At 65.9% G+C, this 26,748-nt stretch carries 25 protein-coding genes; 9 read left to right on the top strand and 16 right to left on the bottom strand.

Annotated features, from left to right (window positions below):
* Positions 1 to 43 precede the first annotated feature (43 nt).
* The 3 genes from ACT7DK_RS07435 to ACT7DK_RS07425 are packed head-to-tail and all read right to left on the bottom strand — an operon-like array spanning position 44 to position 2,640.
* Positions 44 to 1,252 (bottom strand): 3-hydroxybenzoate 6-monooxygenase, encoded by a 1,209-nt coding sequence (locus ACT7DK_RS07435; protein WP_445397813.1) that lies wholly within the window; start codon positions 1,250 to 1,252, stop codon positions 44 to 46.
* A gap of 34 nt (positions 1,253 to 1,286) precedes the next feature.
* Entirely contained in the window at positions 1,287 to 1,928 is a 642-nt protein-coding gene (maiA, locus tag ACT7DK_RS07430) for a maleylacetoacetate isomerase (RefSeq protein WP_445397811.1), read from the bottom strand.
* A 13-nt stretch (positions 1,929 to 1,941) separates the two neighbouring features.
* Positions 1,942 to 2,640: a fumarylacetoacetate hydrolase family protein gene (locus tag ACT7DK_RS07425; protein ID WP_445397809.1), complete on the bottom strand. Its 699-nt coding sequence runs from the start codon at positions 2,638 to 2,640 to the stop codon at positions 1,942 to 1,944.
* Positions 2,641 to 2,819: 179 nt separating this feature from the next.
* Between ACT7DK_RS07425 and ACT7DK_RS07420 the strand changes: the two genes are divergently transcribed.
* The 8 genes from ACT7DK_RS07420 to ACT7DK_RS07385 all read left to right on the top strand — a co-directional run bounded on the left by ACT7DK_RS07420 (position 2,820) and on the right by ACT7DK_RS07385 (position 12,440).
* Entirely contained in the window at positions 2,820 to 3,731 is a 912-nt protein-coding gene (locus tag ACT7DK_RS07420; RefSeq protein ID WP_445397807.1) for a LysR substrate-binding domain-containing protein, read from the top strand.
* 63 nt (positions 3,732 to 3,794) lie between these two features.
* Positions 3,795 to 4,718, top strand: coding sequence for a LysR family transcriptional regulator (locus ACT7DK_RS07415; protein ID WP_094039806.1), 924 nt, complete (start codon positions 3,795 to 3,797; stop codon positions 4,716 to 4,718).
* 133 nt (positions 4,719 to 4,851) lie between these two features.
* Complete coding sequence (locus tag ACT7DK_RS07410) at positions 4,852 to 6,390, top strand: AbgT family transporter (RefSeq protein ID WP_445397805.1); 1,539 nt, start codon at positions 4,852 to 4,854, stop codon at positions 6,388 to 6,390.
* A 12-nt stretch (positions 6,391 to 6,402) separates the two neighbouring features.
* Positions 6,403 to 7,602, top strand: coding sequence for a M20 aminoacylase family protein (locus tag ACT7DK_RS07405; protein WP_445397803.1), 1,200 nt, complete (start codon positions 6,403 to 6,405; stop codon positions 7,600 to 7,602).
* 634 nt (positions 7,603 to 8,236) lie between these two features.
* Positions 8,237 to 9,379 (top strand): DcaP family trimeric outer membrane transporter, encoded by a 1,143-nt coding sequence (locus tag ACT7DK_RS07400; protein WP_445397801.1) that lies wholly within the window; start codon positions 8,237 to 8,239, stop codon positions 9,377 to 9,379.
* A 192-nt stretch (positions 9,380 to 9,571) separates the two neighbouring features.
* Positions 9,572 to 10,597 (top strand): TRAP transporter substrate-binding protein, encoded by a 1,026-nt coding sequence (locus ACT7DK_RS07395; RefSeq protein WP_445397799.1) that lies wholly within the window; start codon positions 9,572 to 9,574, stop codon positions 10,595 to 10,597.
* 5 nt (positions 10,598 to 10,602) lie between these two features.
* Positions 10,603 to 11,142: a TRAP transporter small permease gene (locus ACT7DK_RS07390; RefSeq protein ID WP_445397797.1), complete on the top strand. Its 540-nt coding sequence runs from the start codon at positions 10,603 to 10,605 to the stop codon at positions 11,140 to 11,142.
* Positions 11,139 to 12,440: a TRAP transporter large permease gene (locus tag ACT7DK_RS07385; protein WP_445397795.1), complete on the top strand. Its 1,302-nt coding sequence runs from the start codon at positions 11,139 to 11,141 to the stop codon at positions 12,438 to 12,440. The genes ACT7DK_RS07390 and ACT7DK_RS07385 overlap by 4 nt, the downstream gene beginning before the upstream one ends.
* A 287-nt stretch (positions 12,441 to 12,727) precedes the next feature.
* On the opposite strand, the gene ACT7DK_RS07380 is transcribed toward ACT7DK_RS07385, so the two are convergent.
* The 13 genes from ACT7DK_RS07380 to paaA all read right to left on the bottom strand — a co-directional run bounded on the left by ACT7DK_RS07380 (position 12,728) and on the right by paaA (position 24,371).
* On the bottom strand, positions 12,728 to 13,324 hold the full coding sequence (locus ACT7DK_RS07380) for a hypothetical protein (RefSeq protein WP_445397793.1): 597 nt from the start codon (positions 13,322 to 13,324) through the stop codon (positions 12,728 to 12,730).
* A 170-nt stretch (positions 13,325 to 13,494) separates the two neighbouring features.
* Entirely contained in the window at positions 13,495 to 14,421 is a 927-nt protein-coding gene (paaX, locus tag ACT7DK_RS07375; protein ID WP_445397791.1) for a phenylacetic acid degradation operon negative regulatory protein PaaX, read from the bottom strand.
* Positions 14,422 to 14,717: 296 nt separating this feature from the next.
* Positions 14,718 to 16,013 carry a phenylacetate--CoA ligase PaaK gene (paaK, locus tag ACT7DK_RS07370; RefSeq protein ID WP_445397789.1) on the bottom strand — a complete coding sequence of 432 codons (1,296 nt, stop codon included), beginning with the start codon at positions 16,011 to 16,013 and terminating at the stop codon, positions 14,718 to 14,720.
* 24 nt (positions 16,014 to 16,037) lie between these two features.
* Entirely contained in the window at positions 16,038 to 17,246 is a 1,209-nt protein-coding gene (pcaF, locus tag ACT7DK_RS07365) for a 3-oxoadipyl-CoA thiolase (protein WP_445397787.1), read from the bottom strand.
* On the bottom strand, positions 17,239 to 17,685 hold the full coding sequence (paaI, locus tag ACT7DK_RS07360) for a hydroxyphenylacetyl-CoA thioesterase PaaI (protein ID WP_445397785.1): 447 nt from the start codon (positions 17,683 to 17,685) through the stop codon (positions 17,239 to 17,241). The genes pcaF and paaI overlap by 8 nt, the downstream gene beginning before the upstream one ends.
* Positions 17,678 to 19,180 (bottom strand): 3-hydroxyacyl-CoA dehydrogenase, encoded by a 1,503-nt coding sequence (locus ACT7DK_RS07355; RefSeq protein WP_445397783.1) that lies wholly within the window; start codon positions 19,178 to 19,180, stop codon positions 17,678 to 17,680. Before ACT7DK_RS07355 ends, paaI begins: the two co-directional genes overlap by 8 nt.
* Before the next feature lies 1 nt (position 19,181).
* A complete protein-coding gene (gene paaG / locus ACT7DK_RS07350) occupies positions 19,182 to 19,973 on the bottom strand; it encodes a 2-(1,2-epoxy-1,2-dihydrophenyl)acetyl-CoA isomerase PaaG (protein ID WP_445397781.1) in 792 nt (263 codons plus the stop codon).
* Positions 19,973 to 20,749: an enoyl-CoA hydratase-related protein gene (locus tag ACT7DK_RS07345; protein WP_445397779.1), complete on the bottom strand. Its 777-nt coding sequence runs from the start codon at positions 20,747 to 20,749 to the stop codon at positions 19,973 to 19,975. The genes paaG and ACT7DK_RS07345 overlap by 1 nt, the downstream gene beginning before the upstream one ends.
* A gap of 17 nt (positions 20,750 to 20,766) precedes the next feature.
* Entirely contained in the window at positions 20,767 to 21,828 is a 1,062-nt protein-coding gene (gene paaE, locus ACT7DK_RS07340) for a 1,2-phenylacetyl-CoA epoxidase subunit PaaE (RefSeq protein ID WP_445397777.1), read from the bottom strand.
* 23 nt (positions 21,829 to 21,851) lie between these two features.
* A complete protein-coding gene (gene paaD / locus ACT7DK_RS07335) occupies positions 21,852 to 22,346 on the bottom strand; it encodes a 1,2-phenylacetyl-CoA epoxidase subunit PaaD (RefSeq protein ID WP_445397775.1) in 495 nt (164 codons plus the stop codon).
* An 11-nt stretch (positions 22,347 to 22,357) separates the two neighbouring features.
* Positions 22,358 to 23,122, bottom strand: coding sequence for a 1,2-phenylacetyl-CoA epoxidase subunit PaaC (gene paaC / locus ACT7DK_RS07330; protein ID WP_445397773.1), 765 nt, complete (start codon positions 23,120 to 23,122; stop codon positions 22,358 to 22,360).
* 8 nt (positions 23,123 to 23,130) lie between these two features.
* Positions 23,131 to 23,415 (bottom strand): 1,2-phenylacetyl-CoA epoxidase subunit PaaB, encoded by a 285-nt coding sequence (paaB, locus tag ACT7DK_RS07325; RefSeq protein ID WP_106729539.1) that lies wholly within the window; start codon positions 23,413 to 23,415, stop codon positions 23,131 to 23,133.
* A 23-nt stretch (positions 23,416 to 23,438) separates the two neighbouring features.
* Entirely contained in the window at positions 23,439 to 24,371 is a 933-nt protein-coding gene (paaA, locus tag ACT7DK_RS07320; RefSeq protein WP_445397770.1) for a 1,2-phenylacetyl-CoA epoxidase subunit PaaA, read from the bottom strand.
* 268 nt (positions 24,372 to 24,639) lie between these two features.
* On the opposite strand from paaA, the gene paaZ reads away from it, so the two are divergent.
* Positions 24,640 to 26,679, top strand: coding sequence for a phenylacetic acid degradation bifunctional protein PaaZ (gene paaZ / locus ACT7DK_RS07315; protein ID WP_445397768.1), 2,040 nt, complete (start codon positions 24,640 to 24,642; stop codon positions 26,677 to 26,679).
* Positions 26,680 to 26,748 lie beyond the last annotated feature (69 nt).

Raw genomic sequence — 26,748 nt, 5'->3', positions numbered from 1 at the left:
CTCTGTCTCCTTGCGGCGCCGGCCGGGCCGGCGCGCGATACGATTAGCGGTGGTCGTCTTTCAGGCAGTTGGTCACGTTCCAGCCGTACAGCCATTCGATGGCGTCGTAGAAGCGCTCCTGGCTGCGGCCTTTCCACAACTCGTTGCGCACCAGCCGCTCCACGCCCTTGGCATGGTAGATGCGGCCCATCTCCCGGCTGGACAGCACGATGCGGGCGGTGCGGGCGACCCGGGAGCGCTGGTACAGATCCAGAGCCTTGTCCCAGTCGTTGTCGTGTACCCGCAGCGCCTCGCCCAGGGTCACGGCATCCTCTATCGCCATGCAGGCGCCCTGGGCCATATACTGGGTGGTGGGGTGGGCGGCGTCGCCCAGCAGGGTCGCCCGGCCGTAGGTCCACTGTTCGATGGGCTCCCGGTCGGCGGTGGCCCAGCGCTTCCAGCTCTTGGGCAGGTCGATCAGCTGGCGCGCCCTGGGGCAGATGCCCTGAAAGTAGCTCTGCACCTCTTCCTTGCTGCCTTCGGTCACGCCCCACTCTTCCTGCTGGCGGCTGTGGAAGGTCACCACCACGTTGTACTGCTCGCCGCCGCGCAGCGGATAATGCACCAGGTGGCAGTTGGGGCCGGCCCACAGGCTGGCGGCGTTCCAGCGCAGCTCTTCGGGGAAGTCTTCCTTGTCGACCACGGCGCGGTACACCACATGGCCGGTGACCCGGGCCGGATCATTGACATAGGTCTGGCGCACCACCGACTTGACGCCGTCGGCGCCGATCAGGGCCACGCCCCGGTAGACGTTGCCGCGCTGGTCGTAGACGGCCACGCCGTTTTCATCCTGCTCCACCCGCTGGATCTGGGTGTCGGTCTTGAATTCCACCCGGCCGGTTTCCTGGGCGCCTTCGAGCAGCGACAGGTGCACGTCCACCCGGTGGATCACCGCATAGGGGTTGCCGAAGCGCTGGCGGAAGGCCTCGCCGGTTTCGATCTTGCCTACCTGGTATTCGTCGATGGCGTCGTGCATCACCATAAAGTCGGTGAACACCGAGCGGCCGCGCGCCTTGTCGCCCACGCCGAGGGCGTCGAAGGCGTGGAAGGCGTTGGGCCCGAGCTGGATGCCGGCGCCGATTTCACCGATTTCCGGCGCCTGCTCCAGCACCTGTACCCTAAAGCCCCGGCGCACCAGGGCCAGCGCCGCGGCCAGGCCGCCGATGCCGCCGCCGACCACGATGACGTTTTGCTCTGTCTGTTGCTTGTCCATCACTGTTCTCCTTTCAATCTGTCTGTCGCCCGGCTCAGGCGGTAAAGTCCGGCTGGCGGGAGGGGGCGGCCTGCTGGAAGGCCGGCTGCCGCTGGCAGTGCTGGTACACCGCCATCAGCCTGGGATAGGCGCTCAGGTCGCAGCCCATGCGCTCGGCGTTGGCCACCTGGGGCACCAGGCAGCAGTCGGCCAGGGTGGGCGCCTCGCCAAAGCAGTAGGGGCCATGGCCATAACGTTCGAGCAGGGCTTCCACCGCGCCGAAGCCCTCGGCTATCCAGTGGCGGTACCAGTCGTTCTTCTGCTCCTCGCTCACCTCGAGGCGGTTCTTCAGGTAGCCGAGGATGCGCAGGTTGTTGACCGGGTGCATGTCGCAGGCGATGGCATTGGCCAGCTCCAGCACCCGGGCCCGGGCCCGGGGTTCGGCGGGCAACAGTCTGGGCTCAGGATGAGTCTCGTCCAGATAGTCGATGATCGCCATCGACTGGCTCAGGGCGGTGCCGTCGTCCTCCACCAGCAGCGGCACCCCCTGGGAGGGATTCAGCGCCCGGTAGTCGTCGGCCCGTTGCTCGCCCACCCGGATGTTTATGCCTTTGTAGTCGTAGTCCAGGCCCTTCAGGGCCAGGGCGATGCGCACCCGGTAGGAGGTGGAGCTGTTGAAAAAACTGTAAAGCTGCATGGTCTTCTCTCCCTTACACCACACGCACGTGCAGTTCGCCCAGGCCCTCGACGCCGCCGACCATCAGCTCGCCCCGGTGCACCGCGCCCACCCCTTCCGGGGTGCCGGTCATGATCAGATCACCCGGCTGCAGCTCGAAGAAGCGGGACAGGTAGCTGATGGTCTCGGGCACCGACCAGATCAGCTTGTCGATGTCGCTGCGCTGGCGATCTTCGCCGTCCACCTGCAGCCAGATGGCGGCCTGGCCGGGGTGGCCGATTTGGCTGGCCGGATGGAGCGGGCCCACCGGCGCCGAGGTATCGAAGGCTTTGCCGATTTCCCAGGGGCGGCCCATCTCGCGCATCTTCATCTGCAGATCCCGGCGGGTCATGTCCAGGCCCACGGCGTAGCCCCACACATGGTCGTTGGCCTGTTCCAGGGGGATGTTGCTGCCGCCCTTGCCGATGGCCACCACCAGCTCGATTTCATAATGGTAGTTGCCGGTTTCACTCGGGTAGGGCAGCGCCAGGGTGTCGCCTTCCACCACCGGCACCACGGCGTCGGCGGGCTTGCAGAAGAAGAAGGGCGGCTCCCGATCCGGGTCGAAACCCATCTCCCGGGCATGGGCGGCGTAGTTGCGGCCGACGCAATAGACGCGGCGCACCGGAAACTGCTGCTCGCCGCCGACGACGGGGATGCTGGTGACGGCTTGGGGTTCTACGACATAACTCACGTGACACTCTCCTGACTGATTGAGCGGCCCTGCGTCGGCGCCCTGGTACTGCCCGGCGATAGCATTATTCCAATGTCTCGCTCACGGCCTCGTAACTTCTGAGCAACAGTATTGTCCGTGAAACCCATATCGAATAATGATATTTTGAGATACCGTCATACACTTTATGGTATAGCTCAATGGACTGGACCCGCCGCCTGCGCCTCAGGCACCTGCACCTGCTGATCAACCTGGCCGACACCGGCAGCCTGAGCGATACCGCCCGCCTCATGCACAGCACCCAGCCGGGGTTGTCGAAGTGGCTGAAGGAGCTGGAGGAAGACATCGGCGCGCCGCTGTTCGAGCGCCATGCCCGCGGCCTCAGGCCCACCGCCATGGGCCAGTTGCTGGTGAGCCATGCCCGGCGCATGGTGACCGAGATGGCCCGGGCCCAGCACAACCTGGAAGCCCTGCAGGAGGGCAGCGCCCGCACCGTGGCGGTGGGCACTTCGCCGGCCTCGGCGCCCAGCTTCGTGCCGGCGGCGATCATGGCCTTTATCGCCCGGCACCCCAGGGCGCGGGTGGAAATACAGGAAAGCACCATGAACTCGCTGCTGGACAAGCTGGAGCTGGGCAAGCTGGACGTGGTGGTGGGCAGGCTCGACAACTACCAGCCCCGCGCCAGCCTGAAGAGCGAAATGCTCTACGAGGAGCCGCTGCGCATCGTGGCCCGCCCGGACCATCCCCTGGCCGGGCGGGCGGGGCTGGGCTGGGACGACCTCTATCAATACGACTGGATAGTCTGGCCCCAGGGCACCCCCATCCGCAGCAAGCTGGACATGGCCCTGACCCTGGCCGGACGCAAGCCGCCGCCCTACCGGGTGGAGTCCTCCTCCCAGGTGGGCAACCTCTGGCTGCTGCAGCACAGCGACATGCTGTCGGTCAGCTCGGAGCGGGTGGCCCGCCACTTCACCGGCCGCGGCCTGGTGGTGCCGCTCGACATCCGCCTCGACAGCGGCGAAGGCTATGTGGGCATGTGCTGGCGCGACGAGGAGCATCCCGACCCCACCACCCTGGATCTGCTGGAATGCCTGCGCCAGGCCCGGAGGTGATGCCAAAATGAGTTGGCGTTATGCTTGAGGCCATCTGTCCCACTCAATGCCGGAAACCCAGCCATGGACGTCAGCTATCGCCAACTCAAGGCCTTTATTCATCTGGTGGAAATCGGCAGCATGACCGCCGCCGCCGAAGCCGTGCACCTGTCCCAGTCGGCCCTGAGCCAAATCGTCAAGCGGCTGGAAGAACAACTCAACAGCCAACTACTGCTGCGGGAAAAGCGTCAGCTCATCCTGACCCCGGCCGGCGAAGCCCTGTACCGGGAAGCCAGGATCATCGTCAATCGCCTGGAGCGGCTGCGGGCCGAAAACGATCTGCAGGCTCAGGGCAAACGACCGCCGTTTCGCATTGCCACCCTGTACACCACTGCCCCTCTGGTGACCGAAAGCCTGCCCGACCTACTGCGCCAGTTGCCCGACCTGCCCCTGGAGCTGGAAGAAATCGGCAGCCTGCCCTTGAGCATGGTGCTGTCGAAGGGAGAGTTCGACATTGCCGTGAGCACGGCGCCCTTCGATGCCAGCTACCACTTTATTCCCCTCTACCGGGACTTTATCGGGCTGTACTGCCACCGCGACCATCCCCTCGCCTGCCAGGCCAGCATCAGCTGGGAGCAGGCGGCCCAGGCGGCCAACATCGGCGTGCCGCCCGACAACAACCTACGCCTGCACGCAGAACACACCTTTACCCAGCTCGGCATCCACTACCAGCCAGGCATTACCGTGGCCCAGCCCTCCACCATGCTCGGCATGCTCAGGGCCGGCATGGGCGCCGCCCTGCTGTCGTCCACCTTTGCCTATTGCCAGCCGCTGGGCGACATTGTGTTTGTGCCGGTGGCCGAACCCAGGGAATACCGCACCCTGGGGCTGCTGCTGGGCGCCCATGTGGCCCGCGACGATCACCGGGTGCAGGTGTTCAGCCAAGTATTCCGGGAGCACCTGCTCCGCGCCGCTGCCCTGCGGGAAAACGCCATCATGCTGCTGTAATCCGGCCCCCGGCCTGTTGTGCTTATGAACCCATAAGCAAGTCGAATCCATTTTTGGCCCCTGTTGTGGCATAACCCACTCCAGACCGACACCAACCCGGAAGGTCGCTTTATCTGGAGACAGGAGTCATTCCATGCAAGCAGTAATGTCCCAGGGCCGGCTGGCCCGTACCCTCAACTGGGTGGAACTGGCAGGCAGCAAGTTACCCCACCCCTTTACCCTCTTTTTCTACCTGGTGCTGCTGACCCTGGGTCTGTCGGCGCTGCTCTCCTGGCTGGACGTGACCAGCGTGCACCCGCTAAGCGGCCAGGAGATCCGGGTTCGCAGCCTGCTCTCGGGAGAAGGCTTGGTGTGGTTTTTAACCAGCTTCATCACCAACATCACCGGCTTTGCGCCCTTTGGGGTGGTGATTGTCATGGCCATTGGCATCGGCTTTGCCGAGCAGGTGGGCTGTATTTTCGCGGCCCTGCGCCTGATGATCAGCCGGGTGCCCCGGGCCAGCCTGGGCTATGCCATGGCCTTTACCGGTATTATGGGCAACATGGCCTCCGACGCCGCCTTTATCATAGTGCCCCCGCTGGCGGCCCTGATGTTTCTGGCCGCCGGCCGCCACCCGCTGGCCGGCTTTATCAGTGCCTTTACCGGCGCCGCCGGCGGTTTTTCGGCGAACTTGCTGATCGGCGGCAACGACGTATTGCTGGCCGGCATCACCAACGAAGCCCTGCAAAGCGTGTCGGCCCAGCTGCAGGTTTCACCGGTGTCTAACTGGTATTTCCTGATCGTCAGTGTGTTCATCCTCACCCTGGCCGGCGGCCTGATCACCGACCGTCTGATAGAGCCGCGTCTGGGGCGCTACCAGCCTACCACCGAGCAGGAAAGCCTGGAGCAGCTCACTGCGCAAGAGCACAAGGGCCTGCGCCGGGTGCTGTATGCCAGCCTGCTGTTCTGGGGCCTGGTGACCGCCCTGGTGCTCCCCGACAGCTCGCCACTGCGCCACCCCGACACTGGTGGCCTGGTGCCCTCGCCTTTTATGGCCGGGCTGGTGGCACTGATTTTCTTCTACTTTATCGTCATTGGCCTGGTGTACGGCTTTACCGTCGGCACCCTGCGCTCGGAAGCCGACATTCCCGCCAAGCTTAACCAGGCCACCAAGGTGGTGGTGCCCTTTATTGTGCTGACCCTGGTGATCGCCCAGTTCATCTACATGTTCAACTGGACCAACTTGGGCGCCGTGCTGGCCATTCAGGGCGCCGGCATCCTCAAGCAGAGCGGGCTGAGCGCCTTTCCGCTGCTGGTGGCGCTGATCCTGCTGGTGGCCTTTCTCAACCTGTTTTTGGGCAGCGCCTCGGCCAAGTGGTCGCTGCTGGCGCCGGTACTGATCCCTATGTTCGCCTTTCTGGACATTTCGCCCGCCGTGGTGCAAATGGCCTACCGCATTGGCGACTCGGCCACAAACCCCATTTCGCCCTTGTTCCCCTATCTGCCGATCATGTTGTCCTTTATTACCAAGTACAACAAAGACGCCCACGTGGGCACCCTCTTCTCCCTGGCGCTGCCCTATGCCGTTGTGTTCCTGCTGCTGTGGATAGCCCAGCTCGGCCTGTGGATGCTGCTGGACCTGCCGCTGGGGCCGGACGCTCTGTCTTTCTATATCTCGCTATTCCAACAATAAAAGGAGCACGCCATGAAGCTATACCCGGAAATTTGCCAGGAACACCACACCTTTACCGCCCTGCGCCGCCATTTGCACCAGCACCCCGAGCTTGGGTTTGAAGAGCAAGCCACCGCCGCCCTGGTGGCAGAGCGGCTACGGTCATACGGCGTGGACGAGGTGCACACCGGCGTGGGAAAAACCGGCGTGGTGGGCGTTATCCAAGGCCGGCCGGGCAACCAGAGCATTGGCCTGCGAGCCGACATGGACTGCCTGGGCATGACCGAGGAAAACAACTTTGCCCATGCCTCCCGCCACGTGGGCAAAATGCACGGCTGCGGCCACGACGGCCACACCGCCATACTGCTGGCCACCGCCCAATACCTGTGCGCACAGCGCAACTTCAGCGGCCAGGTAGTGCTGATTTTCCAGCCGGCGGAAGAAGGCCTGGGCGGGGCCAAGGCCATGCTGGACGACGGCCTGTTCGAGCGCTTTCCCTGCAAGCGGGTGTATGCGCTGCACAACTTCCCGCGTATTCCCCAGGGCCATATCCACCTGTGTCCCGGCCCCATGATGGCCAGCTCCGACAACTTTCATATCCGCATTGTCGCCCAGGGCGGCCACGGCGCCATGCCACACCTGGCCAACGATCCTGTGGTGATTGCCGCCAACCTGATACTGGCGCTGCAAACCATTGTCAGCCGCAATATCGACCCCATCCAGCCGGCAGTGGTGTCCTGTACCATGGTGCACACCGGCGAGGCCACCAACGTGATCCCCGACGCAGCCACCCTGCAGGGCACGCTGCGCGCCTTTAGCGCCGACAACCGCGAGCTGATCAAAACGCGGATCGCCACCCTGGCCACCAGCCTGGCCGCCGGCTTCGGCGCCCAGGCCGAGGTAAGCTTCAACCTGGGCAACAAGGTGGGCTATCCTCCCCTGGTCAACGATGCCGAAGCCAGCCGCATTGCCCTGCAAGCAGCCCGGGAGGTAGTGGGCGCGGAAAACGTCAAGGATCAGGTGGCGCCGGTGCCCGGCAGCGAGGATTTCAGCTATATTGCCGAAGCCGTGCCCAGCTGCTATGTGCTGCTGGGCAACGACAGGGACCACGACAGCCCCCACAACAAGGTGTTTTTGCACCACCCCAGGTACGACTTTAACGACGCCATCATACCGGTGGCCGCCAGCTACTTTGCCAAACTGGTGGAACTGGAGCTGGGCCGGGCCCGCTGACCGTCCGGTACGCATATCCACACAAAGCCGGGAACGGGATCACCCGGAGCGCAGGCGGCTCGCCTGCCTTCCCGCGCAGCGGGAACCTGCGGCCTGGCAAGCCATGCCTCAACCACAGGCTTCCCCCTATGCGGGCGGGCCGCCCGCGCCCCACCGTTGTTGTGCACGGCCTCACACCTGAAGGCGAATAACACGAAAAGCGATACAACAAAGTTACACACTGGTTAAAAAAAGCGAAACAAAACACTTCACTTTTTTGGTGAGTGTGGCATATTTCGTATCGGGTTAATAACCTAAGCCCAAGGTTAAGGGCTGAAGCACCCATGATAATGGAGTAGATAAAACAAAGACATGATCCCTTTCCTGTCCAGGGATGGCCCTGTCGATGTCGGTTTCGCCTCACCACAAACTTAGCAATATATAAAAGCGATATATAAAAATTACTGTATCGTTTTTATGGCTCTGGCACCCGATATCGGGCTCCTTATCCTGGAGCGCAGCCCCCATCATCGCCCTGAACGGCACACGCCTCTGCCTCGGCAGAGCGGCGTGAGGGATCCCTTTGTCCACGACTCCGTCCCCGGCTGCCTGAGCCGCTCAGGCAGGAAATCTGTTAATAAAAGGACTTGATGACATGACTTACCCAAGCAAGAAATCGCGCGCCTTCCCCCTCTCCCTGCTGGCCCTGCTGGTAGCCGGCCCCGCCGCCGCCTTCGAGGTGCAAGTGGGCGATACCAAAGCCAGCGTTTACGGCTACGCCAAGCTGGACCTGATCTACGATGTGGACGCCGATCTGGGTAACACCGTCAACCGGGCCAATATCCGGCTCGACGGCGAGCCCGGCCCGGACGGCCACACCACCCTGCACGCCTTCCAGAGCCGGCTGGGCGTCAGCACCGCCACCCCCACCCGGATGGGCGAAGTCAAAACCACCCTGGAAGGCGACTTCTTCGGCAATGGCGGCGGCAATTTCCGCCTGCGCCATGCCTACGGCGAGTGGAACGGCATCACCGCCGGCCAGACCTGGAGCAACTTCGGCGGCTTGCTCGGCATGAGCCCCACCATCGACTTCACCCCCCAGCCGGGCCAGGGCAACGCCGGTCGCCAGGCCCAACTGCGCTATACCCTGGGTGGCTTCTCCGCCGCCCTGGAAGATCCCGGCAACCTGGGCAAAAACCTGACCGTGGCCGCGCCCGACTCCGCCAAAAACACCCTGCCCGATCTCACCCTGCGCTATCAGGGCACGGCCGGCGCTCTCAGCTACGGCGCCTCGGCGCTGTTGCGCGAGATCGAGTATTACCGCCAGGCGAGCGACAGCGATGAAAACGCCCTGGGCTGGGGCCTGAACCTGGAGGCAGCCTATAAGCTCACCGACGGCATCACCCTGCGCGGCTCCCTCACCCATGGCGACGGCATCGGCGGCTACCTGGAAGGCAGCCCGGCGGGCCCGGGTTACCTGGATCCGGCCAGCGGTGCGGTGGAAACCATCGAGGCCAGCGGCGGCACCGCCGGTATCACCGTCAAGGCCGGCCCCGGCGCCGCCACCCTGGGCTACGGCATCGCCCGGGCCAGTCTGGACGAAGCCGTGAACGCGGGCGCCGCCGGCTTCGGCGGCGCCAGCACCGATACCTTCGAGGCCATTCACCTCAACTACCTCTGGTCGCCCGTCGGCCCGGTCAGCTACGGGGTGGAAGTGAGCCACCACCGCCGCGGCCTGCACGACGGCCGGGACGGCGACGCCACCCGCCTGCAAGCCATGGTGATGTACCGCTTCTGATCCTTTCCCTTGCCCGCTGTTTTCGGTGTCGGCCCCGGTCGGCACCTTTTTATGCCCCCCTTTCCCTACTTTTGTTACCCGTTACGCAGAAGTTAAATAAAACCAAAATAAATACTTCACTTTTAAAAATACATTAATGTAATGTGTATCATGTTTGTTATGGTAATGTTCCATTCGGAAAAGGGGAGTGTTATGAAAGGTATATGGATATCTCTGTTCGCCGCCGGCCTGCTGCATGCCCAGGCCAATGCCGCCACCACCATGCGCGTCGCCACCTGGTTGTCGCCCACCAGCGAGATGAATACGGTGGTGCTGCCCACCTGGGGCCAGTGGATCGAGGAAGCCACCGAAGGAAGGGTCAGGATCAAGCTGGAGCACGATCTGGGCCAACCCCAGAGCATGATTGACCTGGTTCAGGATGGCGCCGTTGATGCATCATGGACGTATCACGGTTATTTTCCCGGTCGTTTCAAGCTGACCAGCATCGCCGAGTTGCCCAACCTGGGTGCCGGCGCCGAGGCCGCCTCCGTCGCCCACTGGCGGGTGCACCAGCAGTACCTGGCCCAGGCCAACGAGCACGGCGACGTGGTGGTGGCCGGCCTGTTCACTCACGGCCCGGGTGAAATCCACATGCGCCAGCCCATCAACAGCCTGAGCGAACTCAGCAACAAGAAGATCCGGGTCGGCGGCGGGGTGCAGAACAGCATCGGCGAACAGCTCGGCATCATCGGCGTGGCCGCCCCCACCACCAAGGTCTACGAAATGCTGACCCAGGGGGTGGTGGACGGCGTGTTCAACCCCATGAACACCAAGCGCACCATGCGCTTCAAGGAAGTGGCCCCCTATACCCTGAAGATGCCCCACGGCATGTACCTGGGCAGCTTCGGCATCTTTATCGGCCACGACTTCCTCGACCGGTTGTCGGAGCAGGACAGGGAGGCCGTCATGGCGGTGTCCGGCGAGCGGCTCTCGGCCATGGCCGCCCGCGCCTGGGTGCAGGGCGACAAGGAAGCGGAGCAGGACGCCCTCGAATTCGGCAACACCATCATCCAGGCCAGCGAGCAGGATGTGCAGCTGTTCGCCGAGCTGACCCGCGGCATCGAGCACGGCTGGCTGGATGAGGTGGCCGATCGCAAGGTCGACGCGGCGCAGGCCCTGGCCGAATTCCGCCGCATTGCCCGGGAATACCAGGCTCAAATGGACGGTAACCAGGGATGAACACCATGACTCACACCGCAACCCGGCTCTGGTGTGGCGGCGCGGCCGCCCTCAAGCGGCTGCTCAACCTGCTGGCCGCCCTGATGCTGCTGCTGATGATGCTGCTCACCACCGTCGACGTGCTCGGCCGCTACCTGTTCAACCGGCCGGTGGTGGGCGCCTCGGAGCTGATTGAAATCATGCTCGCCGCCGCCATCTTTCTGGTGCTGCCCACCATCACCTGGCACCGGGAGCACGTGGCGGTGGATCTGGCCGAGCCCTATCTGCCCCGGCTGGTCCGCCGGCTGCGCGACCGGCTGTGCCACCTGTTCATGACGGCGGGCGTCGCCTGGATGGCGATGACGGTATGGAAGCTGGCCGAGCGCGCCGCCCGCTACAACTCGGTCACCGAATACCTGGCCATTCCCAGCGCCTGGGCCATGTACCTGATCGCCGCCAGCCTGTGGCTGACCGCCCTGACCTTTCTGGTGCTGACCCTGCTCGGCGAACCCGCCGAGCAGGCCCTGACACAACATGAACCCGCGCAGGAGGCGCCGGCCCTATGATGGAATCACTGCTTGGATTCGGCGTGCTGCTGACCCTTATCTTCCTGCGCGTGCCCATCGCCTTCGCCATGGCCGTGGTGGGGGTCGTCGGCTACGCCGCCCTCTCGGACTTCAACTTCACCGCCGCCCTGTCCATCAGCGCCCGCCGGCTGCTGGACACCGCCCAGGACTACGGCCTGAGCGTGATCCCGCTGTTCATCCTGATGGGCAACCTGGTCAGCCGCTCCGGCCTGTCCGGCGAGCTGTTCCAGGCCTCCCATGCGCTGATCGGCCACCGCAAGGGCGGCATGGCCATGGCCGCCATCACCGCCTGCGGCGGCTTCTCCGCCATCTGCGGCTCCAGCCTGGCCACCGCCGCCACCATGTCGCGGGTAGCCATTCCGCCGATGCGCAAATACGGCTACGCCGACAGCCTGGCCACCGCCGCCATCGCCGCCGGCGGCACCCTGGGCATCCTCATTCCGCCGAGCGTGGCGCTGATCATCTACGGCGTGCTCACCGAGCAGAGCATCCGCGATCTGTTCGCCGCCGGCTTCGTGCCCGGCCTGCTCGGCATACTGCTCTACCTGGGCGCGGTGCGTTACGTGGTGTGGCGCAATCCCGAGGCCGGCCCGCCCGGCGACGCCATGAGCCGGGCCGAGAAGTGGCGCGCCTTCAGGGGCGTGGGCGGCATCCTCGGCCTGTTCGCCCTGGTGATGGGCGGCATCTACCTCGGCATCTTCACCCCCACCGAGGCCGCCGGCATCGGCGCCGCCGGCGCCCTGGGCATCGCCCTCAAGCGCCGCAGCCTGGGCCTTGCCGAACTGAAGGAAGTGCTGACAGAGACCGCCCGCACCTCGGCCATGCTGTTCTTCGTGGTGATCGGCGCCCTTATCTTCTCCAACTTCGTCAACCGCGCCGGCCTGCCCGAACACCTGGTGGAGCTGATCACCGGTTTCTCGGTGTCGCCGATGACGGTGCTGCTGATGATCATCGCCATCTACCTGGTGCTGGGCGCCGTGTTCGAAAGCATGTCGATGATGCTGCTGACGGTGCCGGTGTTCTTCCCGGTGATCCACAGCCTGGGGCTGGACCCCATCTGGTTTGGCATCATCGTGGTGGTGGCCACCGAGATCAGCCTGATCACCCCGCCGGTGGGCATGAACGTGTTCGTGCTGAGCGGCATGCTGAAGGACGTGAACAGCAGCACCGTATTCAGGGGCGTCACCCCCTTCTGGTGTGCCGATATCCTCCGCCTGGGGCTGCTGATCCTGCTACCGGCCCTCACCCTCTGGCTGCCGGAGCTGCTGTACCGCTGAGTGTGACTTTCGTTCCCTGTTTCCATGCCGGCATCCGCCGGCATTTTTTTGGAGCGCAGGCGGCTCGCCTGCCTTTCCGCGCAGCGGGAACCTGCGGCCTGGCAAGCCATGCCTTAACCACAGGCGTACACCCATGCGGGCGGACCGCCCGCGCCCCAATATGGGAACCTTTGGCTTGGGTGCAACCCTTATGCGAGGGCCGTCCCCATTCGGGGACAAGACCCGCGCCCCGGACAGAGAGACAACAAGGCCCCGCCACTGGAGGGGGCCGGCGGGAAGGAGGCCGTTCAGGCCTTGTATTTGGGCAGGTAGTCGGCGTGCTGGAACAGGCGGGGGCGATCCGGCTCCACCGCCTTGAGCGGGGTGGCCGGGCGCAGGCTGTGCAGGCAGCGCCCGACCAGGTCGATGTAGGTCTGGGTGCCCTGGCGCTTCCATTCGATCTCCTCCGGGCGCAGCGCGCGCATCACCCGGGCCGGGGTGCCGGCCACCAGCACATTGGCCGGGATCCGCATCTCGGCCTTCACGAAGGCATGGGCCGCCACTATGCTGTTTTCGCCCACCTCGGCTCCGTCCATCACCACGGCGTTCATGCCCACCAGGGCATTCTCCCCCACCACGCAGCCGTGGAGGATGGCACCGTGGCCCACATGGCCCCAGGGGCGCACCTGGGTATCGGCGTCGGGAAAGCCGTGCATCACGCAGTTGTCCTGCACATTGGCGTGCTGCTGCACCTGGATGCGGCCGAAGTCGCCCCGCAGCGAGGCCAGGGGGCCGATGTAGGCGCCCCGCTCCACGATGACGTCGCCGATCAGCACGGCGGTGGGGTGCACATAGGCGCCCTCTTCCACCACCGGTACCAGGCCGTCTATTTCATAGCAATTCATCAAAAACCTCCTTTGTTAACTCGCTTGCCCCGGTGCCCCCCCTGGATTCCCGCCTTCGCGGGAATGACGAAAACAAGTGCCGCCCTGGATTCCCGCCTTCGCGGGAATGACAAGGCAGCGATGCTGCTTGGGGCGCGGGCGGGCCGTCTGCGCTCCACCGACGGCTCCGGCTATTGCCTCAAACCGCCGAAGCGGCGGTAGAAGGCGGGGCCGGCCGGCGGCAGCGGGCCTTCGGCGGTGCGGCCGGTGGCCCAGAGGTGTTCGTCCGCCGCCCGGTAGAGCAGGTTGTAGATGTTGGCGCACAGGGTCTGGGCGGCGGCGCCGGGCCAGCCCGCCGGCAGCAGGCCGATGGGCAGGTTGGGATCCTTCAGCAGCACCCGCCGGTAGTGGTAGATAAGCAGGGTGCGCAGCTGGAAGGCCTGGGCCGGATCCAGCCCGGCGCCGTCTTCCAGCAGCGGCAGCAAGGGCCGATACAACGCCAGAAACTCGTGATAACGCTGGCTGATGTCTTCCAGCGGCCAGTTGACGCTCACCATCCGCGGCAGGGGCGGCGCCACCCCCAGCGACAAGTCCGGCGTCCGGGCCTGGAACACCACCACCTGCTCGGCCATGTCCAGATCCAGCAGCAACTGGCGCAGCTTGCCCTGGTCCAGCCCCGGGTAGGCCATCAGGTTGGGGGCGATGCCGGCGCAGCCCAGCCATTCCAGCTCCTTGCGCAGCTGGGCCTTGGCCTCCAGCTCCACCGAGCTCAGCAGCACCAGATCCCACAGGCCGTCCCAGTCCCGCTGGCCGATGCCGTAGATGCGGGCCTCGGCCTGGCGGAAGCGGTGGACGCTGCTGTCGGTCACCCGGTAGAAGCTGAGCCGGCCGATACGCTCCGAGCTGAGCCAGTCGTTCTTGGCCAGGCGGAAGACGGAGGTGCGCACGAAGCGCTCGCCGAAGCCGAAGCCGGCCACCAGCTCGATCAGGCTGGCCAGGCTGATGCCGCCGCCCCGATGGGCGAGGCTGTCGCCGAAAATGGTCATGATGAGGGAGGTGCCGCTCACGGTTTCGTAGTCGAGGGCCTGCTGGATAAAGTGGCTGAGTCGGGAATCCATGGTGTCCAATCTGGGGTATGAGTCAATGGGTCGATAAGGTGCATCACTTTTTGCATCGGATGTTCCCTGCCAGGGCCGCTGCTTAACCGCCGTCATCTCCGCGAATTTACCGCCGTCATCTCCGCGAAGGCGGAGATCCATGCACTGGACTCCCGCCTTCGCGGGAGTGACGACAACGGCATGTCAGCATGCCTGACGGGCCAAAGGCCGGGATGAGCCCATTACACCCCGTTTAAATGGCGGACATCAAGCACAAAAGTGGCGTTGCCGCCACTTTTGTGTATCAGGTCCGGCGCTCAGGCGCAGGCGCTGTTGCGCAGGTCCAGCACCCGGGTCGCCTTGCCCTCGGAACGGGGCAACTGGCCCTCGCCCACTATGTCTATCTGGGTGGAGATGCCGATCATCGCCTTGATGCGGTGCTTGAGCTGGTGGCCGAGCGAATGCAGATCGGCGCTGGCGCAGTCGTGGCGCAGCTCAACCTTGACCATCAGCGAGTCCAGGTGGCCGTGGCGGCTCACCTCCAGCTGGTAGTGCGGGGTCAGCTGCGGGAACTTGAGGATCTGCTCCTCCACCTGGGACGGGAACACGTTCACCCCGCGGATGATCAGCATATCGTCGCTGCGGCCGGTGATCTTGTCCATGCGGCGCATGGTGCGGGCGGAGCCGGGCAGCAGGCGGGTCAGATCCCGGGTGCGGTAACGGATCACCGGCAGCCCTTCCTTGGTGATGGTGGTGAACACCAGCTCGCCCAGCTCGCCGTCGGCCAGCACGGCGCCGTTTTCCGAGTTGATGATCTCCGGATAGAAGTGATCTTCCCAGATGGTGGGGCCGTCCTTGGACGCCAGGCACTCCATGGCCACCCCCGGCCCCATCACCTCCGACAAGCCGTAGATGTCGAGGGCGTCGATGCCGAGGCGCTGCTCGATTTCGGCTCGCATGCCGTTGGTCCAGGGCTCGGCGCCGAACACCCCCACCCGCAGTGAGCAGGCGCTGGCGCTGCCGCCCATCTGCCGCTCCAGCTCGTCGATGATGTTGAGACAGTAGGAGGGCGTGACCATGATGGCGTCGGGCTGGAAGTCCTGGATCAACTGGGCCTGCTTCTCGGTCTGGCCGCCGGACATGGGGATGACGGTGGCGCCCAGGCGCTCGGCGCCGTAGTGGGCGCCCATGCCGCCGGTGAACAGGCCATAGCCGTAGGCCACGTGGATCTTGTCCCGGGCGCTGAGGCCGGCGGCGCGCAGGGAGCGGGCTACCACGTCGGCCCAGACGTCGATGTCGTGCTGGGTATAGCCCACCACCGTCGGCTTGCCGGTGGTGCCGGACGAGGCGTGCAGCCGCACTATCTTCTCCATCGGCACCGCGAACAGGCCGAAGGGATAGTTGTCGCGCAGATCCTGCTTGGTGGTGAAGGGAAACTTGTTCAGATCCTCCAGGGTCTTGCAGTCGGAGGGATGCACCCCGGCCTCGTCGAACTTGCGCTTGTACATGGGCACGTTTTCATAGGCGTGGTGCAGGGTCTTTTGCAGCCGCGCCAGTTGCAGCGAACGCAGTTCGTCGACGGATGCGGTTTCAATATGGTCCAGTTTGCTCATTGGTAGCCTCCTCCCTTTGGCTGGTTACACGAGGTTCTCGACGATCAGGGCCACGCCCTGACCCACACCCACGCACATGGTGCACAGGCCGTAACGACCGCCGGTGCGTTTCAGTTCATTCACCGCCGCCATCACCAGGCGCACCCCGCTCATGCCGAGCGGATGGCCGAGGGCGATGGCGCCGCCGTTGGGGTTGACGTGGGCGGCATCGTCCGGCAGCCCCAGCTCGCGCAGCACCGCCAGGGCCTGGGCGGCGAAGGCTTCGTTCAGTTCGATCACGTCCATCTGCTCAAGATTAAGACCGGCCTTTTCCAGCACGGCGCGCACCGCCGGCACCGGGCCTATGCCCATGTAGCGGGGCTCCACCCCGGCGCTGGCCATGGCCAGGATGCGGGCCTGGGGCACCAGGCCGTACTGGCGCACCGCCTGGCCACTGGCCAGCAGGGCGCAGGCGGCGCCGTCGTTCACCCCCGAGGCATTGCCGGCGGTAACGGTGCCGTTCGCCCGGAAGGGGGTCGGCAACCGGGAAAGATCCGCCATTGTGGTCTCGGGCCTGGGGTGCTCGTCGGCGCTCACCTCGGTGACCTGGCCCCGGCGCCCCGGCACCAGCACCGGCACCATGCCCCGGGCCAGGATGCCGCTCTGGCGGGCCCGCTCGGTGCGCCGCTGGCTTTGTAGCGCAAATGTATCCTGATCGTGACGGCCGATGCCATAGCGTTCGGCCACATTTTCGGCGGTTTCCGGCATGGCATCGCTGCCGTACCGGCTTTTCATCAGCGGATTGATAAAGCGCCAGCCGATGGTGGTGTCGAAGAGCTCCGCCTGGCGGGAAAAGGCGCTCTCGGCCTTGCCCATCACGAAGGGCGCCCGGGACATGGACTCGACCCCGCCGGCCAGCACCAGATGGGCCTCGCCGGCCTTGATGCTGCGGGCGCCGAAGCCGAGGGCGTCCAGCCCGGAGCCGCACAGCCGGTTGACGGTGGTGCCCGGCACCGTGACGGGCAGCCCCGCCAGCAGGGCCGCCATGCGCGCCACGTTGCGGTTGTCCTCGCCGGCCTGGTTGGCGCAGCCCAGTATCACCTCGTCCACCCGCTCCCAGGGCAGCTGGGGATGGTTTTCCATCAGCCGGCGCAGGGGAATGGCGGCCAGATCGTCGGCCCGCACCCCGCTCAGGGCGCCGCCGTAGCGGCCCACCGGGGTACGCGCCATGTCGCACAGATAGGCATCAGTCATGGTGTTCTTCCTTTAAAATGGTTCCCTTTACCTGGTAGGAGCGGCCCCGGAACAGCGCCAGCACTTCCCCCATTTCATTCTCCAGTTGCACGTCGTAGGTGCCGGTGCGCCCGCCCCGGTGCCGCTCCTCGGCCCGGGCCCGCAAAAACTCGCCGGCGAAGGCGGGTTTGAGATAATCGATGCTGCAGCCCTGGCCTATGGTCACCCGGTTATAGCCGTTGCAGGCGAAGGCGAAGGCCGCGTCGGCGAAGGTGAACAGTATGCCGCCCTGGATGCTGCCGTGGCCGTTGAGCATCCACGGCTGCACCCGCATGGTCATCACGGCGGCGCCGGCCGCCATGCTCTCGAGTTCCAGGCCCAGGTGCTGGCTGCAGGCGTCGTTGGCAAACATGGCCTCGGCGCAGCGCCGGGCCAGATCCTCTTCCATTCGTTCAGTCATGGGCTTCCTCCATGGCCGCCCAGTGCCGCAGGGTGAGCGACGGGCGGTATTTGTCCTCGCCGTACAGGGCGTGCAGTTGTTCAAGCAGGGCCAGCAGCCGGCGGTAACCGATTTCCGCCCCCCAGGCCACCGGCCCCTTGGGATAGTTCACGCCATAACGCATGGCCAGGTCGATGTCTTCCGGGCTGGCCACCCCGTGCAGGCAGGCCTCGGCGGCCTCGTTGACCAGGGTGGCCAGGGTGCGCAGCACCAGCAGACCCGGGTGATCCGAGAGCAGCAGCACCTGCTTGCCCAGGGTCTGGAAAAAGCCGGTCACGGCGGCCACCTGGGCCGGGGTACAGCAGGCCGATACCCCCAGGGCCAGGCAGGGGGCCTGCTCGTAGTCCTCGGCCCAGTCCAGGGCCATGGCGGCCCGCCCCGGGTGGCGCAGGGCGGCGCTCTGGCCGTTGGTCAGCTCGACGCAAACGCCGTCGATCAACAGGGCGGGCGCGCCCTTTTCGCGCTCAATGGTGCCCGGATAACGGGCCAGCAGGGCCTCGACGCCCCTGAGCCCGGACCAGTCGCCGCGCGCTATCACCCGCTCCGGCGCCCGGCCAACGGGGCTGGGCAGGGCCGGCAGCTCCGGCTGGCCGCCCTGGTAGCGGTAGAAGCCCTGGCCGGACTTGCGCCCCAGGCGGCCGGCCTCCACCAGTGCCTGCTGCACCAGCGAGGGTCGGTAGCGGGGCTCGTCGAAGAAGGCCCGGTAGACGCTGGCGCTCACCGCGAAGTTCACGTCCTGGCCGATCAGGTCGGTCAGCTCGCAGGCGCCCATGGGAAAGCCGCCGCCACCGCGCATCAGGGCGTCCAGCACCTGGGGCTCCGCCACCCCTTCCTGCAGGGCGCGCAGGGTTTCGCCGTAATAGGGTCGGGCGATGCGGTTGACGATAAAGCCGGGGGTGGAGCTGGCATGGACCGCCACCTTGCCCCAGTCCCGGGCCAGGGCGAGCAGGGTGTCGCGCACCACCGCCGCCGTGGCCAGGCCGGAGATCACCTCCACCAGCTTCATCACCGGCGCCGGGTTGAAAAAGTGCAGCCCGGCCAGCCGTTCGGGCCGCGCCAGGGCGGCGCCGATGGCGGTGATGGAAATGGAGGAAGTGTTGGAGGCGAACATCGTCTGCTCGCCGCAGATGCCTTCCAGCTCGGCAAAGAGCTGCTGCTTGACTTCCAGCCGCTCGACCACCGCCTCGATCACCAGCTCGGCCCCGGCCAGTTCGGCCAGGCGCTCGGCGGGCACCAGCCGCGCCAGCAGGGCGGTCTTGTCATCCTCGGCCAGCCTGCCCCGGGCCACCCGCCGGGCCAGCCGTTCGGCCAGCTCCGCCAGGGCGGCGCGGGTGCGGGCCGGGTCGACATCGTACAATTGCACGCGGTGTCCGGCCTGGGCCGCCACCTGGGCGATGCCCAGGCCCATGGTGCCGGCGCCGATCACCGCCACCTGTTGAATGATGATGCGGCTCATCTCAGCGCCCCTTGTATTCGGGGGTGCGCTTGTTAAGGAAGGCATCCACCCCTTCCCGGTAGTCTTCACTGCGGCCGGCCAGGCGTTGCAGATCCCGCTCCAGCTCCAGTTGCTGCTCCAGGCTGTTGCTCTCCGCCTGGTGGATGGCCTTCTTGATAAGCCCCAGGCCATAGGTAGGCTGGCGGGACAAGTGCTGGGCCAGTTGCATGGCCTCGCTGCCCAGTTGCTCGTCGTCCACCACCCGCCAGACAAGGCCCATGTCCAGCGCCTGCTCGGCGCCGAGCTTGTCGCCCAGCAGGGCCAATCCTAAGGCGCGGGCGCGGCCCACCAGCCGGGGCAGCAGCCAGGTGCCGCCGGAGTCGGGCACCAGGCCCAGCCGGCAAAACGCCTGGATAAAGGAGGCGCTGCGCGCCGCCAGCACGATATCGCAGGCCAGGGCAATGTTGGCGCCGGCGCCGGCGGCTACCCCGTTCACCGCGCACACCACCGGCTTGGGCAGGCTGGTCAGGCGGCGGATCAGCGGGTTGTAGTAACGCTCGATGGACAGGCCCAGATCCGGCGCCTCGCCGCCCGGGGCCACGGCCCGATCACCCAGATCCTGGCCGGCGCAAAAGCCCCGGCCTCGGCCGGTGAGCAGGATGGCGCGCACCTCGGCGTCCTGCTCCCAGGCTTTCAGCGCCTCGGCCACCTCCTGGTGCATGCGTTCATTGAAGCTGTTGAGCTGGGCCGGACGGTTGAGCACGAGCACGCCCACGGCGCCTTCCCTGTAACATTCGATATGCTGGTATTCCATTATTTCCCCCGGTAGTGAGGTGCACGTTTTTCCAGAAAGGCGTTGATGCCTTCGTTGCGATCTTGGGTGGCGGCCAGCCAGACAAAGGCCTGGCGCTCCTGGCGCAGGCCCTGGCTCAGGCTGGTTTCCTGGCAGGCCCGCACGGCGGCCTTGGCGGCCCGCACCGCCAGCGGCGCCTGGGCGGCGATGCGCCGGGCCAGCTGGTGGGCGTATTCGTCGGTCAGGGCCGGCGGACAGATCCGGCTCACCAGGCCAAGCTCATGGCCGCGCTCGGCGCTGATCGGCTCGCCGGTGAGCACCATGCGCATGGCGGTCTGCTGGCCAAGCTGGCGGGTCAGCCGCTGGGTGCCGCCGGCGCCGGGCATGATGCCGAGGCTGATTTCGGGCAGTCCGAGCAGGGCGCCCTCGCCCGCCACCACCAGGTCGCAGTGCAGCACCAGCTCCAGCCCGGCGCCCAGGGCGAAGCCGTTCACCGCCGCGATCAGCGGCTTGGGAAAGGCCTCGATGCGCGCCCATAGGGCCGGCCGCTCGTCCTGCTGCAGGGCCACCGCGTCCAGGTGGCGCATCTCCTCCAGGTCGGCCCCGGCGGCAAAGCCGCGGCCCTCGCCGCGCAGCACCACGGCGCGCACCCGCTCATCACTGGCGGCCCCAGCCAGGACATCGCCCAGCTCGCGCAGGCTCTGGTTGCGCAAGGCATTGCGCCGCTCGGGCCGGTTGAGGCTGAGGGTCAAGACCCCGTCATCCCCCAACTGGCTCAGAATATCCCGCTCCGTCATCCTCTCCTCCCCCTGGTTCAGTCGTCGAAGCTGATGCGTACCGCACCGCTCCGGGGCCGGGCCTGGCAGCTCAGCACATAGCCCCTGGCTACCTCGTCCTGCTCCAGGCTGTAGTTGAGGGCCATGTCCACCTCGCCCTCCAGCACCCGGCATTTACAGGTGGCGCAAACCCCGCCCTTGCAGGCGTAGGGCAGATCGGCCCCGGCGCGCAGGGCGGCGTCGAGGATGCTGTCGTCCTCGGCGCTCACCTCCACCCGGAACTCGCGGCCGTCCAGCACCAGGCTGACTTCGCCCTGGCTGCGGGCGGCGCGCTGCTCGGCGCTGATGGCGCGCGGCGCGCCCGAGTTGAAGCGCTCGGTATGGATGCGCTCCCGGGCCAGGCCCTGGTCGGGCAGCACCTGCTCCACCGCCTGCATCATCTCCTCGGGACCGCAGGCAAAGCAGTGGTCGTACTCATCGGACAGCAGCCGGCTGGCAAACAGGGACTGGATCCGCTCGGCGTCGAGCCGGCCGTTGAGGATGTCGCTCTCGCCCTGCTCCCGGCTGAACAGGCAGATCAGCTGGAAGCGGTTGGGGTAACGGTCCTTCAGATCCGCCAGCGCCTCCGCGAACATGGTCTGGCGCCAGCTGCGGTTGCCGTACACCAGGGTGAAGCGGCTGTCGGGCCGCTCGCCCAGCACCGCCTTGACGATGGACAGCAGGGGCGTGATGCCGCTGCCGGCGGCAAAGCCCAGGTAGCTTTCGCCGCCCTGCTTTTCCGCATGCTGGAAGAACACGCCCTGGGGCGGCATTACCTCCAGTGCATCTCCCGCCTTGAGGTTGTCGTTCACCCAGTTGGAAAAACGGCCGCCGGGCACCCGCTTGACGGCGATGGTGAGCTCCTCCTCGCCCTGGCGGCTGCAGATGGAGTAGCAGCGGCGCAGCTCTTCCCCCTGATCCTGGTAACGCAGGGTGAGGTGCTGGCCCGGCCTGAAGCGGAACCGCTCCCGGTTGTCGCCCTCCAGCTCGAAGGCGATGGCGATGGCGTCCTGGGTCTGCTCTTGTACGGACTTGACCCGTAGTGAATAAAACTGATTCATACTCTGCTCCCTGTGCCCTTGGGCTAGATGCACTTGAAGTAATCGAACGGCTCCAGGCAGTCGCGACACTGGTACTGGGCCTTGCAGGCGGTGGAGCCGAACTCGCTCACCAGCCGGGTATGGGGGCTGCCGCATTGCGGGCAGGGCACCCCGTCCTCGGGGATCAGGTGCTGGCCGCAGGCCGGGCCCTGGGGCGGCGCTATGCCGTATTCCCGCAGTTTTTGTTTGCCCTCGGCACTCATCCAGTCGGTGGTCCAGGCCTCGGACAGGTCCAGTTCCACCCGGGCCGGCTCCAGCCCGTCCCGGCCGAGGGCCGCCAGTATGTCGGCCTCCAGCATGTCGGTGGCCGGGCAGCCGCTGTAGGTGGGGGTAAAACGCACCACCAGGGCGCCATCGTCGGCCAGTGCCACCCCGCGGATCATCCCGAGATCGGTCACCGACAGCACCGGGATCTCCGGGTCGGACACGGTTTTCAGCAGCTCCCAGCAGCGGGGAATACGATGATCGGCGATCTGCACCTTGTTTCTCCTTACCAGCTCACGTTCGGAAGGCTGCGCGGCAGCGACTGCATCTCCGCCAGCAGGTAGCCCAGGTGTTCGGTGTGCAGGCCCTGGCGGCCCCCCTGGCGATAGGGCGCCTGGGCCGGCAGGGTCAGTTCGGCCTCGCGGCAGCCTGCCTCGATGCGCGCCCGCCACTGGCCGGCCAGCTCGTCCAGCCCGGGCAGGATGCCCGCCGCCACCAGCGTCGCTTCCACCTCGTCGGTGGCGAACAGCTCGCCGGTAAAGCGCCACAGCTCGTCCAGGGCGGCCTGGGTGCGTTGGTGGCTCTCCTCGGTGCCGAGGCCGAGCCGCTGGATCCAGCCGCTGGAAAAGCGCAGGTGATAGTTCACCTCCTTCAGCGACTTGGTGGCGAAGGCGGCCAGGGGCGCATACCCCGACTGGGTAAGGGCGGAAAACAGCAGCTGGTGGTAGTGGTCAAGCCACCACTGGCGCATCAGGGTCCGGGCGAAGTCGCCGTTGGGCTGCTCGCACAGCAGCAGGTTGCAGAACTCCCGCTCGTCCCGGAAGAAGGCGAGCCGGTCTTCGTCCCGCCCCAGGTCTTCCAGCTCGCCCGCCATGGTCAGCAGGGCGCGGGCCTGGCCCAGGATATCCAGGCCGATGTTGGCCAGGGCGATGTCCAGCTCCAGCTCGGGCGCGTGGCCGCACCACTGGGACAGCCGGTGCGACAGCACCAGCTGGCTGTCGCCCAGGCGCAGCAGGTAGGTGAAAAGCGCGTCTTTGTGTGCCTTGTCCATGCCGCCTCCTACATGTGCTCGATGCCGTCGGGGATCCGGTAGAAGGTCGGGTGGCGATACACCTTGTCCTCCGCCGGCTCGAAGAAGGCGCCCTTTTCCTCGGGCTGGCTGGCGGTGATGAGCTCGGACTTCACCACCCAGATGCTCACCCCTTCCTTGCGGCGGGTGTAGGCGTCCCGGGCGTGCTCCAGGGCCATTTCATCGTCGGCGGCGCGCAGGCTGCCCACATGGCGATGGTGCAGGCCCTGCTTGCTGCGGATAAAGACTTCGTATAACGACCATTGCTTGTTCATTGCTTGCTCTCCTTGCTTGTTCATCAGGCCGCGTGCCGGCGGCGGGCGGCATAGGCGCTGGCGGCTTCGCGCACCCAGCGGCCCTCTTCCCAGGCCTTGCGGCGGGCGGCCAGCCGCTCGTGGTTGCAGGGCCCCTGGCCGGCAATCACGGCGTAAAACTCGTCCCAGTCGATCTCGCCAAACTCGTAGTGGCCGGTTTCCTCGTTCCATTTCAGATCCGGGTCCGGCACCGTCAGGCCCAGGGCATGCACTTGGGGCACGGTGTTGTCCACGAATTTCTGGCGCAGTTCGTCGTTGCCGAAGCGCTTGATCTTCCAGGCCAGGCTCTGGGCGGAATGGGGCGAGTCGGCGTCGGAGGGGCCGAACATCATCAGCGCCGGCCACCAGAAGCGGTTTACCGCGTCCTGGGCCATGCGTTTCTGCTCCTCGCTGCCGTTGGCCAGGGCCATCATGGCCTCGAACCCCTGCCGCTGGTGGAAGCTCTCTTCCTTGCAGATGCGTACCATGGCCCGGGCGTAGGGCCCGTAGGAGGTGCGGCACAGGGCCACCTGGTTGACGATGGCGGCGCCGTCCACCAGCCAGCCGATGGCCGGCACGTCGGCCCAGCCCAGGGTGGGATAGTTGAAGATGGAGGAGTACTTCATCTTGCCGTTGTTCAGCTTTTCCATCATCTCGTCCCTGTCCGCGCCCAGGGTTTCGGCGGCGCTGTACAGGTAAAGGGCGTGGCCCGCCTCGTCCTGCACCTTGGCCAGCAGCACCGCCTTGCGGCGCAGGCTGGGTGCGCGGGTGATCCAGTTGCCTTCCGGCAGCATGCCCACCACTTCCGAGTGGCCATGCTGGCCAATCTGGCGGATCAGGGTTTGGCGGTAGGCCTCCGGCATCCAGTCCTTGGGCTCTATGTTCACATCGTCGCGTACGGCCTGCTCGAACCGTGCGAGCTGTTCGGCGTTTTCCATCACTCAACCTCCTGCACCAGGGTGTGCAACATTTAAAAAACATGGTGAAAACTTAATGTGACACGATAAATATTTCAATATATTTTTTAGTGAATCATTTAATGATTACAATAAACCCTTTATTTTCAAACAGATAAGAAATAAACACCTTTATTGAATCGATAAACAGGTGACGAACAGCATTGACAAGGCACAAAAATGACAACAAATTATGTAACGCAATCCATGTATTCAGTGACTTTTTGGTGTCGTATCCGAGGGAGGAGTGATGGAAAAACTGCAGAGCTATGTGGCCGGCCGCTGGCTGGCGGGTGAAGGCGAAGGACGCCTGGTGCACCACGCGGTAACCGGCGCCCCGCTGTATGAAGTGACCAGCCAGGGGCTGGACATGGCCGCCATGGTGGCCTGGGCCAAACAGGGCGGCAAGGCGCTGGCGGCCATGAGCTTCCATCAGCGGGCCCATATGCTGAAGGCCCTGGCCAGCCACCTGGCGGAACGCAAGGAGGAATTCTACGCCCTGTCCGCCGCCACCGGCGCCACCCGCAAGGACGGCTGGATCGACATAGAAGGCGGCTTCGCCACCCTGTTCACCTATTCCAGCCTGGTGCGGCGCGAATTGAGCGACGAGCGCATCCTGTTGGAAGACGACTGGATCCCCCTGTCGCGTCGGGGCGGCTTCGGCGCCCGCCACATGCTGACCCCCAAGCCGGGGGTAGCGGTGCACATCAACGCCTTCAACTTCCCGGTGTGGGGCATGCTGGAAAAGCTGGCCCCCACCCTGCTGGCGGGCATGCCGGCCATCGTCAAACCGGCCACCGACGGCGCCCAGCTCACCCAGGCGGTGGTCCGGTGCGCGCTGGCGTCCGGCCTGCTGCCCGAGGGTGCATTGCAGATCCTCTGCGGCGGGGTCAACGATCTGTTCGACCAACTGGGCCCCCAGGACGTGGTCACCTTCACCGGCTCGGCCCACACCGGCCAGCAGTTGCGCGCCACTGCCCGCTTCAACCGCTGTTCCATCCCCTTCACCATGGAGGCGGACTCGGTCAACAGCGCCATCCTGGTGGAGGGCGCCGACGATGCTACCCAGGCCCTGTTCGTGCGCGAGGTGGTGCGGGAGATGACCACCAAGGCCGGCCAGAAGTGCACCGCCATCCGCCGCGCCTTTGTGCCGCGGGCCCTGTTGCCCCGGGTTCAGGACGCCCTGCTCGCCAAACTCGGCAAGGTGGTGCTGGGCGATCCGGCGCGGGAAGGCGTGACCATGGGGCCTTTGGCCAGCCAGCGCCAGCTGGCGGACGTGCGCGACAAGGTGGAGCAGCTGGCGAGCCAGGCCCGCATCCTGTGCGGCGGCCACCTGCAGCCCTTTGCGGTGGACGCCGAGGCCCCCGAGGCCGGCGCCTTCTATCCGCCCACCCTGCTGTTGTGTGATCAGCCCAAGGAAAGCCCGCTGGTGCACCAGACCGAGGCCTTCGGCCCGGTGTGCACCCTGCTGCCCTACGACAACGAGGAAGAGTTGCTGGCACTGGTGGCCCTGGGCGAAGGCAGCCTGGTCGCCTCGGTGGTGTTCAACGCCGGCCAGGACGTATCCGCCCTGGTGGCGCAACTGGGCGCCTGGCACGGCCGGCTGCACCTGCTCGATCCCGTCAGCGCCGAGGAGAGCACCGGCCACGGCTCGCCCCTGCCCCACCTGGTGCACGGCGGCCCGGGCCGGGCCGGCGGCGGCGAGGAGATGGGCGGCCTGCGCGCGGTGAAGCACTATATGCAGCGCACCGCGGTGCAGTCCTCCCCCGGAGCCATGACCCAGCTGAGCCACAGCTGGACCACGGGCGCGCCGGTGGTGGAAGACAGGGTGCATCCCTTCCGCAAATACTTCGAGGAGCTGGCGGTGGGCGAGCGCCTGCTGACCGCCCGCCGCACCGTGACCGAGGCCGACATCGTCAACTTCGGCTGCCTGAGCGGGGATCACTTCTATGCCCACATGGACAAGATTGCCGCCGCCGAATCCCTGTTCGGCGAGCGGGTGGCCCACGGCTACTTTATCGTTTCCGCCGCCGCCGGCCTGTTCGTGGACGCGGCGCCGGGCCCGGTGATCGCCAACTACGGCATGGAAGGGCTGCGCTTTATCGAGCCGGTGAAGATAGGCGACACCATACAGGTGGAGCTGACCTGCAAGCAGAAAACCCGCAAGCCCAGGCGCACCCCGGACGACCTGCCCCAGGGCGTGGTGGTGTGGGACATCAAGGTCAAAAACCAGCGCGACCAGCTGGTGGCCAGCTACGACATCCTGACCCTGGTGCAGGCGAAGGAGTAACGACACCGGGGCCATGCCCCCTCATCCCCCGCCGGTGCCCGGGCATGGCCGGCGGGCCTTTACGCCAGT

This window comes from Zobellella sp. An-6, assembly GCF_052487945.1.
The sequence above is the reverse complement of the archived record's forward strand: the minus strand, read 5'-3'. Positions and strand labels throughout refer to the sequence as shown.